General features: G+C 39.9%; 26 protein-coding genes. 19 read left to right on the top strand and 7 right to left on the bottom strand.

All coding sequences use genetic code 11. The features are described from left to right. Positions 1 to 26: 26 nt before the first annotated feature. Complete coding sequence (locus CEF17_RS11170) at positions 27 to 671, top strand: uracil-DNA glycosylase (protein WP_100399595.1); 645 nt, start codon at positions 27 to 29, stop codon at positions 669 to 671. Between the two features lie 43 nt (positions 672 to 714). Here CEF17_RS11170 and CEF17_RS20030 read toward each other — a convergent pair whose 3' ends face one another. Further along, positions 715 to 852 carry a hypothetical protein gene (locus CEF17_RS20030; protein ID WP_157049679.1) on the bottom strand — a complete coding sequence of 46 codons (138 nt, stop codon included), beginning with the start codon at positions 850 to 852 and terminating at the stop codon, positions 715 to 717. Between the two features lie 312 nt (positions 853 to 1,164). Between CEF17_RS20030 and CEF17_RS11165 the strand changes: the two genes are divergently transcribed. Continuing rightward, a complete protein-coding gene (locus CEF17_RS11165) occupies positions 1,165 to 2,061 on the top strand; it encodes an SDR family oxidoreductase (RefSeq protein ID WP_100399594.1) in 897 nt (298 codons plus the stop codon). A gap of 186 nt (positions 2,062 to 2,247) precedes the next feature. Next, on the top strand, positions 2,248 to 2,727 hold the full coding sequence (locus CEF17_RS11160; RefSeq protein WP_100399593.1) for a hypothetical protein: 480 nt from the start codon (positions 2,248 to 2,250) through the stop codon (positions 2,725 to 2,727). 45 nt (positions 2,728 to 2,772) lie between these two features. Here the strand turns inward: CEF17_RS11160 and CEF17_RS11155 are convergent, their stop codons facing one another. Continuing rightward, on the bottom strand, positions 2,773 to 3,522 hold the full coding sequence (locus tag CEF17_RS11155; protein ID WP_100399592.1) for a superoxide dismutase family protein: 750 nt from the start codon (positions 3,520 to 3,522) through the stop codon (positions 2,773 to 2,775). A gap of 690 nt (positions 3,523 to 4,212) precedes the next feature. Continuing rightward, complete coding sequence (locus CEF17_RS11150; protein ID WP_100399591.1) at positions 4,213 to 5,478, bottom strand: peptidase; 1,266 nt, start codon at positions 5,476 to 5,478, stop codon at positions 4,213 to 4,215. Between the two features lie 192 nt (positions 5,479 to 5,670). On the opposite strand from CEF17_RS11150, the gene CEF17_RS11145 reads away from it, so the two are divergent. Both CEF17_RS11145 and CEF17_RS11140 read left to right on the top strand, forming a co-directional pair. Next, entirely contained in the window at positions 5,671 to 6,150 is a 480-nt protein-coding gene (locus tag CEF17_RS11145; RefSeq protein WP_100399590.1) for a zinc metalloprotease, read from the top strand. Between the two features lie 146 nt (positions 6,151 to 6,296). Next, positions 6,297 to 6,485: a hypothetical protein gene (locus CEF17_RS11140; RefSeq protein WP_100399589.1), complete on the top strand. Its 189-nt coding sequence runs from the start codon at positions 6,297 to 6,299 to the stop codon at positions 6,483 to 6,485. A gap of 319 nt (positions 6,486 to 6,804) precedes the next feature. Here the strand turns inward: CEF17_RS11140 and CEF17_RS11135 are convergent, their stop codons facing one another. Continuing rightward, complete coding sequence (locus CEF17_RS11135; protein ID WP_100399588.1) at positions 6,805 to 7,227, bottom strand: pyridoxamine 5'-phosphate oxidase family protein; 423 nt, start codon at positions 7,225 to 7,227, stop codon at positions 6,805 to 6,807. Positions 7,228 to 7,378: 151 nt separating this feature from the next. Between CEF17_RS11135 and CEF17_RS11130 the strand changes: the two genes are divergently transcribed. The 5 genes from CEF17_RS11130 (at position 7,379) to CEF17_RS11115 (ending at position 9,561) form a co-directional block, all read left to right on the top strand. Then, positions 7,379 to 7,702 carry a hypothetical protein gene (locus CEF17_RS11130; protein WP_100399587.1) on the top strand — a complete coding sequence of 108 codons (324 nt, stop codon included), beginning with the start codon at positions 7,379 to 7,381 and terminating at the stop codon, positions 7,700 to 7,702. 223 nt (positions 7,703 to 7,925) lie between these two features. Then, positions 7,926 to 8,111 carry a YjzC family protein gene (locus tag CEF17_RS11125; RefSeq protein ID WP_054634872.1) on the top strand — a complete coding sequence of 62 codons (186 nt, stop codon included), beginning with the start codon at positions 7,926 to 7,928 and terminating at the stop codon, positions 8,109 to 8,111. Beyond that, positions 8,086 to 8,235, top strand: coding sequence for a hypothetical protein (locus CEF17_RS20385; RefSeq protein ID WP_198508950.1), 150 nt, complete (start codon positions 8,086 to 8,088; stop codon positions 8,233 to 8,235). The genes CEF17_RS11125 and CEF17_RS20385 overlap by 26 nt, the downstream gene beginning before the upstream one ends. A 137-nt stretch (positions 8,236 to 8,372) precedes the next feature. Continuing rightward, complete coding sequence (locus CEF17_RS11120) at positions 8,373 to 8,579, top strand: hypothetical protein (protein ID WP_054634871.1); 207 nt, start codon at positions 8,373 to 8,375, stop codon at positions 8,577 to 8,579. 118 nt (positions 8,580 to 8,697) lie between these two features. Then, complete coding sequence (locus CEF17_RS11115) at positions 8,698 to 9,561, top strand: MBL fold metallo-hydrolase (RefSeq protein WP_100399586.1); 864 nt, start codon at positions 8,698 to 8,700, stop codon at positions 9,559 to 9,561. 86 nt (positions 9,562 to 9,647) lie between these two features. On the opposite strand, the gene CEF17_RS11110 is transcribed toward CEF17_RS11115, so the two are convergent. Continuing rightward, on the bottom strand, positions 9,648 to 10,397 hold the full coding sequence (locus tag CEF17_RS11110) for a potassium channel family protein (protein WP_100399585.1): 750 nt from the start codon (positions 10,395 to 10,397) through the stop codon (positions 9,648 to 9,650). A 238-nt stretch (positions 10,398 to 10,635) separates the two neighbouring features. On the opposite strand from CEF17_RS11110, the gene CEF17_RS11105 reads away from it, so the two are divergent. Then, positions 10,636 to 11,928 carry a peptidoglycan-binding protein gene (locus CEF17_RS11105; RefSeq protein WP_100399584.1) on the top strand — a complete coding sequence of 431 codons (1,293 nt, stop codon included), beginning with the start codon at positions 10,636 to 10,638 and terminating at the stop codon, positions 11,926 to 11,928. A 130-nt stretch (positions 11,929 to 12,058) separates the two neighbouring features. On the opposite strand, the gene CEF17_RS11100 is transcribed toward CEF17_RS11105, so the two are convergent. After that, positions 12,059 to 12,274: a hypothetical protein gene (locus tag CEF17_RS11100; protein ID WP_100399583.1), complete on the bottom strand. Its 216-nt coding sequence runs from the start codon at positions 12,272 to 12,274 to the stop codon at positions 12,059 to 12,061. A gap of 537 nt (positions 12,275 to 12,811) precedes the next feature. On the opposite strand from CEF17_RS11100, the gene CEF17_RS11095 reads away from it, so the two are divergent. Both CEF17_RS11095 and CEF17_RS11090 read left to right on the top strand, forming a co-directional pair. Continuing rightward, positions 12,812 to 13,474: a poly-gamma-glutamate hydrolase family protein gene (locus CEF17_RS11095; RefSeq protein ID WP_100399582.1), complete on the top strand. Its 663-nt coding sequence runs from the start codon at positions 12,812 to 12,814 to the stop codon at positions 13,472 to 13,474. Between the two features lie 152 nt (positions 13,475 to 13,626). Next, positions 13,627 to 13,908 (top strand): hypothetical protein, encoded by a 282-nt coding sequence (locus CEF17_RS11090; RefSeq protein WP_100399581.1) that lies wholly within the window; start codon positions 13,627 to 13,629, stop codon positions 13,906 to 13,908. 30 nt (positions 13,909 to 13,938) lie between these two features. Here CEF17_RS11090 and CEF17_RS11085 read toward each other — a convergent pair whose 3' ends face one another. Further along, positions 13,939 to 14,592, bottom strand: coding sequence for a type 1 glutamine amidotransferase domain-containing protein (locus CEF17_RS11085; protein WP_157843011.1), 654 nt, complete (start codon positions 14,590 to 14,592; stop codon positions 13,939 to 13,941). Between the two features lie 287 nt (positions 14,593 to 14,879). Between CEF17_RS11085 and CEF17_RS20025 the strand changes: the two genes are divergently transcribed. The 6 genes from CEF17_RS20025 to CEF17_RS11060 all read left to right on the top strand — a co-directional run bounded on the left by CEF17_RS20025 (position 14,880) and on the right by CEF17_RS11060 (position 18,058). Then, positions 14,880 to 15,017, top strand: a complete 138-nt coding sequence (locus CEF17_RS20025; protein ID WP_157843010.1) for a hypothetical protein — start codon at positions 14,880 to 14,882, stop codon at positions 15,015 to 15,017. A 233-nt stretch (positions 15,018 to 15,250) separates the two neighbouring features. Next, entirely contained in the window at positions 15,251 to 15,499 is a 249-nt protein-coding gene (locus tag CEF17_RS11080; protein ID WP_100399579.1) for a hypothetical protein, read from the top strand. 123 nt (positions 15,500 to 15,622) lie between these two features. Further along, a complete protein-coding gene (locus CEF17_RS11075; protein WP_100399578.1) occupies positions 15,623 to 15,829 on the top strand; it encodes a hypothetical protein in 207 nt (68 codons plus the stop codon). Positions 15,830 to 16,025: 196 nt separating this feature from the next. After that, positions 16,026 to 16,472, top strand: coding sequence for a cupredoxin domain-containing protein (locus tag CEF17_RS11070; RefSeq protein ID WP_100399577.1), 447 nt, complete (start codon positions 16,026 to 16,028; stop codon positions 16,470 to 16,472). A gap of 280 nt (positions 16,473 to 16,752) precedes the next feature. Then, a complete protein-coding gene (locus CEF17_RS11065; protein WP_100399576.1) occupies positions 16,753 to 17,178 on the top strand; it encodes a MarR family winged helix-turn-helix transcriptional regulator in 426 nt (141 codons plus the stop codon). A gap of 220 nt (positions 17,179 to 17,398) precedes the next feature. Next, positions 17,399 to 18,058 carry an FMN-dependent NADH-azoreductase gene (locus CEF17_RS11060; protein WP_054635141.1) on the top strand — a complete coding sequence of 220 codons (660 nt, stop codon included), beginning with the start codon at positions 17,399 to 17,401 and terminating at the stop codon, positions 18,056 to 18,058. The last annotated feature ends 30 nt before the right edge of the window (positions 18,059 to 18,088 follow it).

Genomic DNA, 18,088 nt, shown 5'->3' with positions numbered 1-18,088 from the left:
TTCGTTTCTGCCAAAAGGAGGAAACCATGGAAATTCCGCAAGTTTTAATTGATACCTGTAAAAAAAGAATGGAGCCGTATCCTGCTGAGGGCTTTCTCATCGGCGGAGGGAATCCTCAGGCTGATGTCCTGTTTGTTGGAGAAGCGCCTGGAGAGCATGAGCTAATATCTAAGCAGCCATTTACCGGCAGGGCGGGAAAGGAACTGGATAAATTTCTTGAAAGTGCAGGGATATCACGGGAGGATGTATACATTACAAGTGCTGTAAGAAGCCGCCCATACAAAATAGTCAGAAAACAAAAAGGAGAAGAAATAGTCATCAAAAGGCCGAACCGAAAACCGACCAAAAAAGAAATCATTGCCCATGCGCCTATTCTTGATTACCAGATTGAGAAAATAGATCCGACGATCATTGTTACGCTGGGAGGAGTGGCCTATGAAAGACTGACAGGAAAAAAGGACAAAATGACAGAAATTCATGGCGAGGCGCAAAAGACAAGAATACTCAAACTGAAAAATACAACAGACAATACCCTGGTTTATGGAATGAAAGAATATATTCTTTTCCCTTTTTTTCATCCGGCCTCAGTTTTTTATAATCGGAAGCTTGAAGAAATGATCTACGAAGATGCAAAAGCACTTGCAGCCTTAATTCAACATGAGACCTCTTAAAAAAACACTCATCTGAGAGCACAGATGAGTGTTTTGTCGTTGCTTACAATTGGGTTTGGTAATATGTTTCTTCCTCAGGTTGATCAACATTATCGTCATCAAGAGAATCTGCAAAGAAAACAGGGACAGAAACCACTAAAGTAAGAAAGGAAAATAATATCGTTGCAGCAAGCTTTTTCATATGTACCACCTTGTCATTTAATCTCGTGAAAATTTTAACAAATATTCCTTTTATTTAGAAGACGTATATACAAATTTACCTACATAAATGATGAGTCATTTGTAGTGCAGGGCTTTTGTTACAGACCTTATTATGGATAAAAGTTTGAATGGAAATCAAAGTGAGGAAAAGCTGTCAGCTTCTTTTTATCCTGGGCAGGGTAAGGGAGAGAAAAAGGTGGAAAAAAGTTTAATGAAAATGATTATCGGATAAACACTAGTATTGCCTATTTCTGTTTAGGTAAATTTAAAATAGAAGAAGGAGTGTTAATCAATGAGTGAAGGCTATAACCTCTTTAAAGGCCGGCAGTCTGAGGGAACTCCTCCACAGGAACAGGACAAACAGCCTGGCTATGAATACAAAATGAATCCAGAACCAGTATATGAAGATCCAGCTTATAAGGGCAGCGGTAAGCTAAAAGATAAAGTTGCTTTGATTACTGGAGGCGACAGCGGGATTGGCAGATCAGTGGCCATCTATTATGCAAAAGAAGGAGCCAACGTCAGCATTGTTTACTTAGATGAACATGAAGATGCTGAAAAAACAAAAGAATTAGTGGAAGAAAAGGGAGGGAAATGCCTTCTTATCCCAGGAGATGTAGGGGAGGAAGCCTTTTGTAAGGAAGCTGTTGAGAAGACAGTAGAGGAATTCGGTCAATTAGATATTCTGGTTAATAATGCAGCCGAGCAGCATTATCAGGAAGATATCAGAGACATTTCTTCAGAGCAGCTTCACCGGACTTTTCAAACCAATATTTATGGTTCGTTTTACTTCATCCAGGCCGCTTTGCCACACTTAAAAGAAGGCAGCTCAATTATTAATACGGTATCTATCGTGGCCTATCAAGGAATGCCGGTGTTAATGGACTACTCTGCAACAAAAGGCGCCCTTGTTGCCCTGACACGCTCTTTATCACAAAACCTGGTTGACAAAGGGATCAGGGTAAATGGGGTGGCGCCAGGCCCCATCTGGACACCTCTCATTCCAAGTTCCTTTCCAGAAGATGTGGTAAAAGACTTTGGGATTGGCGATCCGGCTCCTACACCGATGCAGAGGCCAGGACAGCCAGCAGAGCTTGCTCCAAGTTACGTCTATTTAGCATCAGATGATTCAACCTATGTGACAGGACAGACGATTCATGTGAATGGAGGAACTGTAGTCAACGGATAAGAGAGTATGAAAAAGCATCTGCCCACCGGCAGATGCTTTTTTTTATTAGGTGCGGAAAGGTATTGGAGCCAAAAAATTGAGGAATTATGTAAAATGATAAATTAAAGCGTAAATATGATTAATTTGCCCAGAACGAGGAAAAAGAAGTAATGCTGTATTATAGGTAAGGGTAAGGAGGATCGGACAATGTTTACACTGGAAGACATGTGGGTTTTCTTTCTCTCGCTCCTGGTTATATTGCCATTTATTACAATGGTTCATCAACTGGGCCACGCATTTTTCATATGGGTTTTTGGGGGGAAATCTACTTTTACAATAGGAACAGGAAAAAAATTATTTAATATTGGTCCGATGGAATTTAGAAGAATATATTTCTGGCACTCTTTTTGCCAGATCGAGAAGCTGAAGTGGGATACAAAAACAGCTCACGTTCTTATCCTTTTAGGAGGAACTATATTTAATATACTGTCTGTTTTCGTGGTCAATAGTATGATTGTGGCAGGTATACTGCCTGAACACATCATTTTCTATAACTTTGTATACTTTACGATTTATTTTGTGTTCTTTTCTTTGTTCCCTGCTCGTTTTTCAGAAGATCACCCAAGTGATTTGATGGCTATCTATGATTTATTTAAATATGGCAAAGGAAAAGATCCGATAGATTAAACAGAAAAAAGGATGACCAGAGCGGTCATCCTTTTTTTATATCTGTTATTCTTCTACAGTCTCTACTACACCACAGGCTAAGCGGTCACCAGCATCACCGGTTGCAAGAGTGGCTTCATCAGGACCCGGTTCATCTGCATCTTCAGACTGGTAACGGTCAGGAATGTGAGCAAAGTTGTCTGGATCTTCATGAAGCATAACGGCTATTTCATCTTCAGCTGCCTGCTCAGAAGTAAACGTATCAACTTTTGTCAGCAAGTACCCTGTTCCATCTTCATTAATATAAACAGGAGGAAGATCACCTGCGTGGGAGCCGTGATCCTCATCATCAGGGTTCCAATGACCGCCCGCAGATGTAAACGGCTCTCCATCATCGTCTACTTCACAAACGCCTTCTTCATGAAGATGAAACCCATGATAGCCTGGCTCTACTTCGAGATCAACAAAGTTGGCTTCCACAAGGACGTTGTCCTCGGCTGTCGTGTAAAATTGAACGGTGCCAACCTCTTCGTTCGGAGTATTCATGACAGCCTGGGCTTCCACCTCATCACCTGTTTCATCATAATAACCAATAATAGAGGCCTGCTCCTCTCCGTTTTGTTCTTCGGTGTCAGGTTCAGCTTCTGGCTCTGCTTCCCCGCCAGGAATTTCAGCCTCGTCCATTTCGTCTACGTCCTCATCATAATCCGACGGCTGCTGCATATCTTCTGTGCCTGGACTGTCCTGAGTCTGGCAGCCAGCTGCGACTATCGCAGCTAATGCAATAGGAAGAGATTTAAGCAAATATGGTTTCATGAAAATTCCCCTTTCTATGTTTTATGGAAGAGTTCCACCACTCTTTTTTATGGTCAGTACCATATTTCCCTAACAATTATTCTAGTAAACAAGTTATATGAGTTGAATTACGAAAACCAACAGGATAGTCCCTGTTGGCATCGAGAATTAAGTAAATAGAGTGTTATTCTAGATCCATATCTTCTTCAGTTATTTCTTCTTCCTCTTTTGCTTCTTCCAGCATTTTATTAATGTTTTCGATATACTCGTGTAAACTCATGTTATTTTCCTCCTTGAATATCTTTTGTATTTTGTCAGTTACTAATTTATTGTTTTGTGTTTGTTACTAGAATTATTGCCAGGTTTATAGATTTCAAAACATTATCTCAAGAAAATAAGACCAAAGTATCATTGCAATTCCAGGGGATAAAATTACTAGTTTAAAATAGAATTTTAAAAATAGTGTTTGCCTTCACCATGCTGGTATAAATATTGCACTGCTTTTAGATAGAAACAAATAATACTCTGTTTTAAAAGGATCTTTCAGCTGAAAAACACCTCATTCTACCCTGAAGTCCCAGATGCAACACTTCTCTCTTTCATGGTCTGTGCAGGAAGCTCTTACTTTTGGGGCCAAATTAATAAAATAAGCTGCTTCATAATAGAAGCAGCTTTTATCCATCGATGTTCTCCTCGCAGAAGGCAAGGTAATTAATTTTCTTTCTCGCACCACTCAATTATAGTGTGGAAGAAAATTTCTGCAATTTCAAAAATGTTATCTAATTCAATGCATTCATTTGGAAAGTGAGCCATTTTTGTCGTTCCAGGTCCAAACACAATGGCAGGGGTATCAGCGTACTGGGTAAGCATTCCACCATCAGTCCCCCAGTTAGAAGCCTGGATCACAGGTTCTTCATGTTGGGAAGATTCATATTGGTTCTGCAGGATACCAAGGAGAGGATGAGAAAGATCGACAGAGCCAGGTATCCAGTTTGCACCGAACCATTCGACATCTACCGGATGCTGTTTAAAAAAGTCATCATACTGCTGAAGACGGTGAAGAGACTGCTCGAGCTCCGCTTTTGCTTCTTCCATTGTCTCATCAGGACCGATGCCATACCTTCCTTCCATTACTACCTTAGATGGAACTGAAGAAGGCCAGCTTCCGCCTTGAATGGTACCAACATTAATAGGGATCGGAATAGTCATGTTCTTAAAGAGAGGATCCTGGAGCCGGATATTTCGCTGGTTTTCTAGTGCCATCAATGTGTCATACACTTTCCAGGATTTCTCAAGAGCGCTGATCCCCTCAAAGCGTGTGCCCGCATGGGCAGAAATCCCACGTACAGTTACCCGGAACCACATGGATCCTTGTTGCTTTGGAATGATTTTCATTTGGGTAGGTTCAGGAATAAGGGCTGCGTCTGCTTTGTACCCTCTTTTTATTGCGGCAAGGGTGCCGGCTCCGCCACTTTCTTCTTCTATTACACTTTGAAAGATAAGATCTCCTTTTAATGTAATGTCCATTTCTACAATGGCTTCCAAAGCAATGAGAAGAGCAAGGTTTCCGCCTTTCATATCAGTCGTTCCTCGTCCAAACATTTTTCCGTCCTTAACGGCACCGGAAAATGGATCATCCTCCCATTGTTCCAAGTCTCCTTCAGGCACCACATCGATATGGCCATTTAAAATGAGAGAGTGTCCTCCGCCGCTCCCCTTTAAGGTTCCTACCACATTTGGGCTGTCTTTAAAGTCTTTGCGTGGACTTGTGAAAGCCGGGTGATCTTCAAGCTCTCTTCTGTCTGGCTCCCAAAAGTCTACGTGTAGACCAGAATTTTCAAGGCGATCAGCGATCTTTTTTTGTAAAGCATATTCCTGGCCTGATCTTGTCGGGTGCTGAACCCACTCACGCAGAAGATCAATGTAATGATCCCGGTTATTGGAAATATATTGTTTAATCTTTTCCTCAGTGCTCATGTACAACCTCCTTCAAATAAAGATGAATTAGTCATGGAGAGTTACTATTTCGCGTTACTTACCAATTTCCTTAATAATGGTATTCAAAACATAGGCTTTATAAGGAACAAAGGGGAAAAAATAGATTTAAAAAGAGAAGAAGAGGATATATAAAGAGAGTCAGTGAAGATAGTTTTAACAGGGAGGGAAAACATGTTTTCATGGGAAGATACATGGGTCCTTGTTATTTCCCTATTTGTCCTGCTGCCTTTGATCACCATCATTCACCAATTGGGGCATGCTTTTTTTGTGTGGATTTTTGGAGGAAAGACAAGGCTAGTCATTGGAACCGGGAAACCAATCTTTTCTATAGGACCTGTTGAAATAAGAAGGATATATTTTTGGCATGCATTTAACCAGTTTGAAAAAATAGAGCATGACACAACTGCTGCAAGGGTTTTAATATACCTGGGCGGCCCGCTTTTTAATTTGCTTTCTATCTTTGTAGTTAACGGCTTAATTATGTCGGGTGTGATGGATGAGCATATGTTTTGGTATTATTTTGCTTATTTTTCTGTATACTATATGTTTTTTGCTTTGTTTCCGGCACGCTATTCGAAAGATCAGCCAAGTGACTCTATGGCCATATATGACTTGTTAAAGTACGGTAAATCCAAAGACCCACTGGAATAAAGAAGCTTTTCACATGAAAAAAGAGTGTCCATGGAATAGACACAATTTGGCAGTTTTAAGTGTGAGATAAACAGGAATTAAGAAAAATATAAGTGAGAATATCTCACAAAAATTAAAAAGTTTATAATAACCTTGGAGGTATAAACATGAGTGAAGAAGAAAAACCGAATGTAACGGAAAACATGGAAAAAGGCCTTATGCAGTCACATGGATTAACCCATGAACAATACAAAAAAGATGTAGATAACATCATGGAAGTTGAGAAAAAAAGGGAAGCTGACCATAAAAAGAACAAAGACGTGGAAAAAGAAATTAACAGCCAGCTATTTAGATAGATAAAAAAGAGAGCGGGAAGGTACCACCCCGAAAGTTAGAGTAGAAATTCTAACTTTTAGGGGTAACAACCGAACGCTCTCTTTTTAGATTATCAAAAAACACTCGTTGAAAAACAGCGTGTATTTATTTTAGCAAAGGGAATATCGATGATGTCTCTGAATTTATGAATGATCTAACATAAAATGCTGTAAAGCCTATCCCCCCCCCCCCCGATTGCCCTAAGTTTCAGATCACAGTTTACATAGAAAAGAATTACTCCTCAAAAAAGGCTGTTGAGTAGGGTTCTCAACAGCCTAGATGAGCGGTGCGTACTACAGCTTACAGGTCCACGGAGTGAGGAGGTTCACCTTTGTCATTCATTACGCGGATTGCAGTCGGATTAATTTCCAGCACAATTAGGTTAGGATCATTTTTACCGTCAAACCATCTTTCAAGTTCTTCATTCCATATTTTTTCCTTAATTTCATTTGAATCTCTAATGTCGGCTGTTCCTTCAATTTCCACGAATTCATCCCCGATGCCTTCGCCATTATAGCCGAGTAAAACGTGAACATTCGGATTTTGTTCCAGTTCTTCAGCCTTATGAGTTTCTTTGCTGGTAGGGGTATAAAGAGTTAAATCCTCATTGTAAAAAGTCATATAGCGAGAATGTGGCTTATCATGTACTACGGTTGCCAATGTACCAATTTTATTATTGTCAATAATATTGATTGCCTTTTGCCTGATTTCCTGTTTGTTCACCCTTCGTCACTCCTTTATGAATGTCTATCTTCATTGTTCCTTTAGAACATAAGGCTCAAACATCTATCTTTCCATTAAGGCTGCTTTATACAGCTGATCATTTTTTGTTATGCTGTATTATAAAAGGTTTTTTGTTATAAGGGGAGGAAAAATGGGGAAAACAAAAGGAATATTTATGCTGATCTTTGCAGCTGCCTTAGCTGTTCTGGTCTTTTCAGTTGAGGGAGCACGGCAGTATCCTTATGCACTGGCTGTAATCATTATATTTGCAGTGTGCCTGGCTGGATTTTTTATATTTATGCGTTTTCTAACTACTGCCTGGTATCAAAGCGGCTTTGCGGCCAATGCTCTGATTATTGTTCTTATACCAGTAGTTGAGGATACAGGTTTTTGGGTTCTCAGCGCAATTTTGCTTGGTGTCTTAGCGAGTACTCAAATAGCCTGGTATTTACTTCACAGTCAACCTGATAAATAGGGACAGAGGGATAGGATGATAGTAATTTGAATGAAATCACCTGGCAGGAGCTTGAATCACCAGCTGAAACAGCTGCAGTAGAAGTCATGCATAATCACTGTTAATAGAGTCTAAGGAGTAGTGTGTGTAAGACAAAAGTTGTGAAGTGAAATGAGAAGGTTTATATGATCTAAAGATCGGGCAAATCTTCTATGAATCACATTTCCCAAGGAGGTTTTAAACTATGGCTACTCTTTACAAGACAGGTGAAAAGGCACCAGAAACAGGCACGTATGTGTTTGACAGCTATGTAAACACGGAGTCAGGAAACCCGCCGATGGAAAATATGGAAGAGATCGAGTTAGAAAAAGAAGATAGATTTCCTCCAATGCCGACAGAAAATGATGCTGTATATTGGAGAAAGAAATAAGGAATTTTCCAAGCTTGGATGTGTAATCATCCAAGCTTTTTTAACGATTATGAAAACCGCTGAACAGTACAGTCCAGATCGTTGCCTTTCACGGCAGCCAGCTGTGGTACATATAGAAATTTAAATTATGGAAATATTTGATACAGCAATTATCATAATGATTTCTCAAGGATCGTTAGTTCTATCGTCCTTTGAAACATTCCCTTGCTTTATTCGTAGAAACCTTTATAATTGTAATAATAAGTTTAAGGGGATGTTTTTATGTATGGTAGAGATGATGCTCCAGAAACCTTATTTGAAAAAGAAGAAATTGTGATTTATGAAGGCGAACAGGCAAAAGTTATCGCTGAATATCAACGGACTATTTGTATTGAATTGTTAGAATATCCAATTGAGGATAAAGAGGAAGAATTCCCTTTTCACAGATTGGTGATAAAGAAAGATGAATGTGAAAGAACAGCAAGCTAAATCAAAAACAGAAGCTAGGCTTAAGTGGAAACACTTTTAGCCAGCTTCTGTTTTTTTAGTTTCCACAGTGGTAAAAAAAGGGAAGGTAAGTCATAAAGATGGAAGGGAGGAATAGGCAGTGAGCAACAAGGTAGATAACAAGCTAAACAAAAGGTTTGTGCCCTTGACCACCGTCAGAAGCGGGAAAGGGGAAGAAGTAAGCAAAGATATTTATGTTTATCCTGTTCAAATTGCCAATGTTGTTTTTGTCGGCTATCCTGGGCAGACAAACGAATGGTTTATTGTGGATGCAGGTATGCCAAGATCAGGCAAAGACATCATTTCTGAAGCGAAGGAACGATTTGGTGAAACAAACCCGCCGAAAGCAGTGGTAATTACCCATGGTCATTTTGACCATGTAGGTGCATTGTTTGATATCCTGGAAGAATGGGACGTTCCCGTTTATGCTCATGAAAAGGAGCTTCCTTTTTTAAGAGGGGAAGCGACTTATCCAGAGCCTGATTCCTCGGTTGAAGGTGGCATGGTTCCTAAGCTGGCCCCCATGCTCCCTACAAATTCAATTGATTTGGGAGAGAAGGTGCAGCCTCTTCCCGAGGGTGGAAGCATTCCGGGAATGCCTGAGTGGGAATGGTTATCCACTCCAGGCCATACAGAAGGGCATATCTCTTTATACAGACAAGACGACAAAGTATTACTTGCAGGAGACGCGTTTGTTACGGTGAAACAAGAATCGTTATATAAGGCCATGAAGCAGGAAAAGGAAATATGCGGTCCTCCCAAATATTTAACGCCTGATTGGGAAGCAGCCAAACATTCAGTTAGCAAGTTAAATAGTCTTCCGTTGGAGCTTGTGGTTACAGGACATGGGTACCCAATGGAAGGGGAAGAGCTTCGTGAGGGGCTGCAGGATCTTGCTGATAACTTTGACATCCTTGCTGTTCCTGAAAAAGGCAATGGCGCTAAAGAAGACCGAAGCGAATAAAAAAGAGACAGCACTGGATACTCCAGGGCTGTCTTTCTTCATGGTATGCAGCAAGACGTATGAGAACGCCTGAATAACAGGCAGGACTAATGCGTGTCTGAAACTTTTTGTTCAGATTTCGACTTTTCTTTTTCCAATTCTGTAAGCAAAAGAACCAGCCGCTTAACTTCATCAGCTGTCAATTCTTCATAGTTTGAAAGCTGGTCAACAATATGGGTAACAGTTGGGTTTTCCTTGTTCTTATCTGAAAGAAAGTACGTGGCAACAGATCCAGTAACCATTCCGATCACGCCTATTCCGCTTAGCATTAACAGTAATGCGATCATGCGTCCACCACCGGTTTCGGGAGAAATATCTCCGTATCCAACAGTGGTTGAGGTGACAATTGACCACCATACTGCATCACCGTAAGATTCAATAGAAGGCTCTATGTAAGGCATTGGTATGGCTGTAAACATTATGAGCATAATTGTGACTGTTAACACTTTATGTAAGTTATTTGTCATCAAAACGGCAGTAAGCCCTTTGGCGTAGTAATTAATGATAGCTACCGCCCGAAGCGCACGGATTAGCCTGGCAATTCTTGCCATTTGAAACAATGAATCAAAGGGAACAATAGCCAGGATATCAAAGGGGTTCTTTTTTACATACTCCCATTTTGTGTCTGCTTTGAAAAACCGGACGGAAACATCAATTGTAAAGATGAGCCAAACCATTAAATCGATTTGGGGAAGGTACACATTGTCCATCCAGATCATAGATACAGATAAAATAGCTAATGCGACCATGAATATTTCATAAAGTATGACGTAGACAGGCTTAGACGATCGTTTCATTTTTCTCTCCTTTCTCTCTTATACAATATCTCAAAAACCTTTTTTTAGTAAATAGAGTAAGAGAAAGCTTGGACCGTCGGCCCTTTTATGTGTGCATAGGGTATGGCCGAGCCGTATGCAGTGACTTTACCGTAAGCTGAAAGGTAACCAGCCAATAAGACACACTCACGTTGGCTGGCTGATACTGGACAAATTCTCACAAGGAACAAACAGAAATAAAAGGAGAGGAAGATGCATCATGAGTGTACGGGTATTTATTGATCCTGGGCACGGTGGCAGTGATACAGGGGCAGTTGGAAATGGTCTGGTGGAAAAAGACTTGGCATTGGATACAGCCCTTCAGATAAGAGACATTCTCCAAAACGGGTATAGCGGGGCAGAGATAAATATGAGCCGCAAAACGGATATTGATGTCAGCTTGGAAGAACGGGTTCAGCAGGCAAACAGTTGGGGAGCAGACATATTCATCTCAGTACATTACAACGCAGCATCCTCTGGGGTGTCAGGATTTGAGACGTATCGATACCGGGGAGCTCCGCAACGAACAGAAGATCTTCATGAGGTAATTCATAGGGAGTTATATAATTACGCCTGGAGAGGAAGAATGCCTGACCGAGGCAGCATGACTGCAGGATTTTACGTTATTAGACACACAACAATGCCTGCTATCTTGACTGAAGGGGGATTCATCACTAACAGTAATGATGCCAGCTATTTACAAGATCCAAGTTTTATAGAGCAAGCGGCACGAGCTCATGCTGCAGCACTGGCTGCGGCTTTTGATGATATTACGGAAAATGGAGGGGAAGATGAAGATATACCTGACACTCCAGATGAAAATGAAGAGAGCTGGAGCGGGCAAATCCTGCAAGAGGGTTCTCGTGGTCCGTTGGTTCGTGATTTGCAGCAGCGACTCCTGGATTTAGGATATGATTTAGGGACGTACGGAGCAGATGGAATATACGGGCCGGTGACACGAGAAGCAGTAAGGAGCTTTCAACAGGATGCAGGAATCACGGTGGACGGTATAGCCGGACCTGAAACGTATCGGGCAATGGAAGAAATGTCCGGAGGCTGGAGCGGGCAGATCCTGCAAGAGGGTTCTCGTGGTCCGTTGGTTCGTAATTTGCAGCAGCGACTCCTGGACTTAGGATATGATTTAGGGACGTACGGAGCAGATGGAATATACGGGCCGGTGACACGAGAAGCAGTAAGGAGTTTCCAACAGGATGCAGGAATCACGGTGGACGGTATAGCCGGACCTGAAACGTATCGGGCAATGGAAGAAATGTCCGGAGGCTGGAGCGGGCAGATCCTGCAAGAGGGTTCTCGTGGTCCGTTGGTTCGTAATTTGCAGCAGCGACTCCTGGACTTAGGATATGATTTAGGGACGTACGGAGCAGATGGAATATACGGGCCGGTGACACGAGAAGCAGTAAGGAGCTTTCAACAGGATGCAGGAATCACGGTGGACGGTATAGCCGGACCTGAAACGTACAGGTCACTTCAGGAAGCAGAAAGACAGGGATAAAAGAAAGAAAACATTGGGCGTTGAGCCCTTTTTTTTATGCTGCTAAATAAGGCCTGTTACTGAATATGGGGTAACATACAATAAAGGGAAACCCCCGTAAAGGAAATTACGAGGGTTTGGAGATGAATCATTAGTTGTTATTGTTGTTATTGTTGTTACGATTGTTGCGGTTATTACGGTTGTTGCGGTTGTTACGGTCTAAATCCTGTAGATCATTGTCATTTGCGAACTCAGTGTTCACATTGTCAAGATTTAGTTCGTTGTTGTTATTGTTGTTATCGTTGCGGTTGTTACGGTTGTTGCGATTGTTGCGGTTGTCGTTGTTGTTGTTGTTGTTGTTATTCATCGTTATCACCTCCCAAAAATAGCTTTGCCTTTTTTAACATTCTTATACTAAGTTTCTTTGGAAGAAAAAGGATAGAAATAGTCTAAATTTTAAGAGCAAAGAGATGTCCGAGAGAGGTGCCAGGAACCCAAAAGTAGGAAGAAGAGAAAAAACGGGTACTTCCAGGGTCCCGCATTTATTTGCGTAACAAAATCATTACAAAAAAGAAGGGTGCCAGGCACCCTTTCACTTAACAGTTATTATTGTTACGCTCGCGGTTATCTCTGTTTTTTAGATCCTGCAGATTTACTTCACAAGCAAATTCTGTATTTAAGTCATCAACATTCAATTCGTTCTCCAGATTGTTATTCTCGTTGTTATTGTTATTATTATTTCTATTGTTGTTATTTCTCAAAGTTTTCACCCCCTGTGGATTACTTTTTCCCTTACGTGATGATTTATACTGAAGTAATTTCAGAAAAAACAGGCAGGTTCCTTTCAATAGGAAAGCCGTATCTATAGAATAAAAAAAAGAGCAAACGAACAGGCGGGGTAAAGATGAAGACACCTTTTGAAAGGTGGGATGGCTGCCAGGACGTATATAATTCAATGACAGAGCTTCTTTCTGATCCTTATTGGATCCCGGGCAGAGACTATTCCTTTACAATAAATGAAAACGACAGCGAGACAGTGGTTTCTTCACTTCACGGCGGCGGAATTGAGCCAGGGACCACCGAGGTTGCCTGCCTTGTATCAAAAAAGGGAGGTTTTACTTTTTATGATTTTAATGGACAGCTAAGGAAAAGTAACACTATTCTTCATGTAACCTCAAATCATTATGATGAAAAAAATATTGTCAGGATATCTAAAGTCAAGAAACACCACCTTGCCTTCCATGGATGCATGGGAAAAGAGAGTGTCACATATATCGGAGGTCTTGAATATTCATTGCGGAACGCTATCTGGTCAAGTCTTGAAGCATACGGATTCCAGGTTGAACTGGCACCTTTTCATATTGGAGGAAATAACGCTGTCAACATTTGCAACCGTACAAAAATTGGGAAAGGCGTGCAATTTGAACTAAGTGAAGGATTAAGGAGGTCATTTTTTTCTGAAGGAAAATGGAATCGTCCGCGACGAAAAGAATGTGAAAATTGGACAAACACATTATTTCAATATGCAGAAGCAGTGGTTAAAGGGTATGAAAATTATATTAAATAACTTGTAGAATTATGGGTAACGTACCGAAGAATGGAGCAAGTCAAAAGACTGTTTATTTTAACCAAACAGCATAATTGATTATTACTTTTTATTTATATATTAAAGGAAACTCTCCTGATTTTGTCGAATATATAGAAAGTAGAGATTGATGGATGAAAGAGGGTGGAAGAGATATGCCAGACAGCAGGCAAAAGACGGAAGAATTTTTACAAACCCTGCCTAAAGATCAACGTGCAGTTTACGTTTATATGCGTGATGAGTACGAGCGTTTAGCAGCAGCAGGGAAACAAACAGATATGGAAGAATATGACGCTTATGTAGAAAAGAAAGCCAGTGAAAAATTCGGGATTACAAGACAGGATGCTATGAATACGTACGCTTTAACTGAATCTCAGTTGAGGATCTTCCATAATTATAGAGCATCCGATATATGATACAATAAAGAAGGGGAGACGTCCCCTTCTTTATTTATAGGTTTTCTTAAGAAGCTTTAACGTTTTCTTTGTTGTTTTTCTAACCGACTGGGGGTTTTGACCAGTGACCAGTCGTCCATCTTGTTTTACAAAAGAGGTAAAGGGAAGCATTGATTGTTTATAATTTGCTCCTCGGTTCTCCAGCTTTGTTTGAAGGACAAAAGGTATCTGTTTATGAAGCATGAGCAAACGCTCTTCTTTGTAAGAAAAAGAGGTTAATGTCTTGTCCTCGATTAAATATTTCCCGTTCGATAGCTTTACATTGATTAAGGCACTTGGCCCGTGACAGACTGCTGAAACAACTCCATTGTTTTCGTAAATTTCTCGTGTAATTCGCTGCAAATCTGTCGAGTCAGAAAAGTCCCACATTGTGCCATGGCCTCCTGCAAAATAAATAGCATGGTATTTATCACTTTTAATTTCTTCAGGAGATAATGAATGTTGAAGCTTTTTCCTGAAGGCCGGATCCTTTAAATACTTTCTTGTTTTCTTTCGGAGAAGGGCAGTAAGCTTGCTCCTTGGATCTAAAGGAATTTCACCCCCTCTAGGGCTAACAATGTCTACTTCATATTTTTTAATTGCCTTATCGTAAAATTTGGTCAGCTCACTTAACCATAATCCTGTTCTTTTCTTCGGATTTTCCAATGTCTCGTGATTCGTGGCTGCTATCAGTATTCTCTTAATAGAAATTCTCCCCTTTCCTATTGTATGTTTGTCATTCCTATTCCTTTTATTTATCTCAAATATTCAGAATAACAAGGAATAATATTGGGTTCCCTATATAAAGGAACGTGTAATTATCAGAATATATAATTTATTTATAGCTTTAAAGAGGAAAACCAGAAAAAGCAATGAATTATAGTTACACGGATAAAAATTACTAATCAAGGGCATCCTGGTTTACTAACAATACGGTAGTAAAGGAGGAGCTAATGAAAAAAAGCAGCAGATTGAACAGACGTGTACTTGCTCTTGTTGTTTTTTTGGTTTTAATCAGCGGACTTGGTGTTTTGAGCTCATTTCAGCCGAATGACACGATAGAACTTTACAAAGCAGCTGATACTGGGTAAGTTATCAATCGAAGTTCGTATGTTCTTCTTTTTCCAACCATGTTGTAGGCATATTCCTATGTTTAACATTGCCATTATTTTTATCTTCCATTAAAACTATTAATTTATTAATAATAGATTTACTAAAAATCTCCTACTATTTACAGACTTGTCCGCATATAAATAAAAAAACACTACTCACAGGATTCACCGAGGCCCAGGCATGTGCTATTAGGGAAAAGGAGGAATTCAAAATGGAATATTATCCTGAAGAAAAAGTTACTTGCTCTTTAACAAATAGAGACGGAATTGTGAAAAGTAATGTTCAAGGGATTTATTTAGTGAGGTTTTCAAAAAATGATTGGAGAGTCTGCCGAAAAGAGAATTTAGTAAGTAAACAAAAAATAAATGATGAAGAGCTGATAGACAGTATATTGATTGATATCCATTTAAAGTACCGGCAAGAGAATGTGCTGAGAGGTTTTATAAAAGAAGGAGCGTAGGCTGAAAACTGTCCTGATATCGGACAGTTTTTTATTTGTTGGCAGGAAAAGATTGAAGTTACTGTTTTGCTAAAGAAGGGAATAAAGCAATAGGAAAATGTATAATCGAAAGGGAGGGGAATTATGGAAACCTATAAGGTAAGATTTTATTTCGACCGAGATAATTACAAAACTGTCGGAATAAAAGGCGAATCAAAGAAAGAGATTCTGGACCAAATTATTAAAAGCAAGGATAAATGGCTGGTTCATGAGGAAAGTACAGCCATTAACATGAATCTGGTAACAAGAGTTACCTTTGTGAAGCCAAAGAAATCAAAAAAGAAAAACTAACAGAGAATATCAGAAGACTGGGGACGATTCCCAGTCTTCTTTTAGCTTCCTTTTAAGTATCTGTTTCATAGAGAACAGGTAAGAAGCAGGTTTGCATAAAAGTAAAAAACCCTAAAAGGGAAATGGAAGATATAGACATGCTTTTCCTTCTTCGTGTCATATAGATGTATTATATGACAAGCAAAGGGGGAGAAACATGCGCTCGATCATAATTAAGAAAAAATGGCTTCCTGTCCTTATTTGTTCACCTGTTTTTATCTTTTTAATTTTTGCCTGGTGGTACAATGAGGAAGTTCAATCGTATGAGACAGCCGGTCCGGCAGAGGAATTTGAGATTCAAATGGTAACAACTGAATTTAAGACGACTACTGAGGATGGTAAAGAAATTGAAGCCTATCGCTGGGATCCAGGAACCATTGTCATTCCAAAAAATAAACAGGTGAAATTAAAGATATACGGTGTGAATGGAAAGGAACACCCTTTTATGATCGAGGGTACTGATATTAAAGGAACGGTGAAAAAAGGAGAAGAGACAGAAATAGATCTTCACTTTACCGAGAGTGGAATCTATCGTCTGATTTGTCTCACGCATTCCCATCATGATGATAATGGTCCAATGGTTGGATATATTGTCGTCAATTAGAGACAAGGCAAGTCTTCCATGCTGGAAGGCTTGTCTTATAATGTTTCCTGCTCATACTCAATCACGAAAAAAGGTACTACAAAGATCTTACCACCCAGTATAAATTGAAACCGCGCCCAGGCTTTTTCTCGCTGGTGGATATTTTATATTAAAGATACAAAAGAAGTTTGGTTCACTCCCTTGTTCATTGTAAAATAAAAGTATAGTATGTATTCATGCAGAATGTTAAATAATGGAGACAAGAATTACAACATGGAAACAGATCCAGGGGAGATTGGAAATGAGTATATCAATAGAGAATTATATAAGCATTTTTATACACCAGACAGACTTAACGCTAACTAACTATGTAAAGGGAAAGTTATCTCCTTATAATATAGCGCCAGAGCAAAATTTAATTATGATGGTTCTGTGGGAAAGAGATGGCCTTACTCAAAATGAAATCGGCCAGCGTTTAAACAAGGACAAGACTAATATTGCTCGGATGGCATACAGCCTGGAGAGAAAAGGCTTCGTCCGCAGAGCAGGCTGTCCGGAAGACCGCCGGTCTCAAAGAGTATATCTCACAGAAGAAGGAGAGCTTTTAAAAGGAAAAGTCCTTCCCGTAGCTGAAGAATTTAACCAGCTAGTTTGCAGAGGGATTACAGAGGAAGAATTAAATACGACTCGAAAAGTGCTTTCAAAAATGAGATCCAATGTGTACTAGGTCAGGGCGGAAAATTTTTGTCAAAAATTGAGTGTAAATAGTTGCTGCAACAACTTAGTTATATTATAGTGGGGAATGTAGAAAATTTTTTGGGGTTTTGGTTGCTATAGCAACCTCTTATCTTGAAGATACATTCATTTATTCTGACTTTCATGTCTGCATGACACATGGGAAGTTAGGAAACCATAACAAAAACACGGAAAAAAAGGAGAAGATACAAGTGGCAAAAGTATTGTACATTACTGCAAATCCTAAAACACCAGAAGAATCTATCAGTTTGGCAGTTGGGGAAGAATTCTTAAAAGCATACAAAGAAGAAAACCCAAATGATGAAGTGGTTCATATCGACCTTTATAAAAAAGACCTTCCTTATATTGATACCGATGTATTTCAAGGCTGGGGCAAGCTTCAGCAAGGAAAAGGTTATGAAGAGCTAAGTGATGATGAAAAAGATAAAGTGTCACGCATCAATGAACTGACTGACCAGTTTATTGAAGCTGACAAGTATGTCTTTGTTACTCCACTATGGAACTTCAGCTTTCCTCCAAGAGTAAAGGCTTATATTGATAACATTGCTATTGCAGGCAAGACATTCAAATATACAGCAGAAGGCCCTGTGGGACTTCTTGAAGATAAGAAGGCGATCCACATTCAAGCGAGGGGCGGTATCTATTCTGAAGGCCCTGCAAAGGAAATGGAAATGGGCGACCGCTATATTAAGCAGGTATTAGCCTTTATGGGTGTGACAGATGTAGAATCAGTGATTGCCGAAGGAATGGCTCAAAATCCTGAGAAATCAGAGGAGATCAAGGCAGAGGCCATCGAAAATGCAAAAGAAACAGCAAAACGTTTCGCTAAAGATGCAGTCAAAGCACAATAAAGAAAAAACCTCGTGATGAGAATCTCATCA

This window comes from Bacillus sp. FJAT-44742 (genome assembly GCF_002797315.1).
GTDB classification, from domain to species: domain Bacteria; phylum Bacillota; class Bacilli; order Bacillales; family Marinococcaceae; genus Thalassorhabdus; species Thalassorhabdus alkalitolerans.
This window is presented reverse-complemented; position numbering and strand designations above follow the sequence as displayed.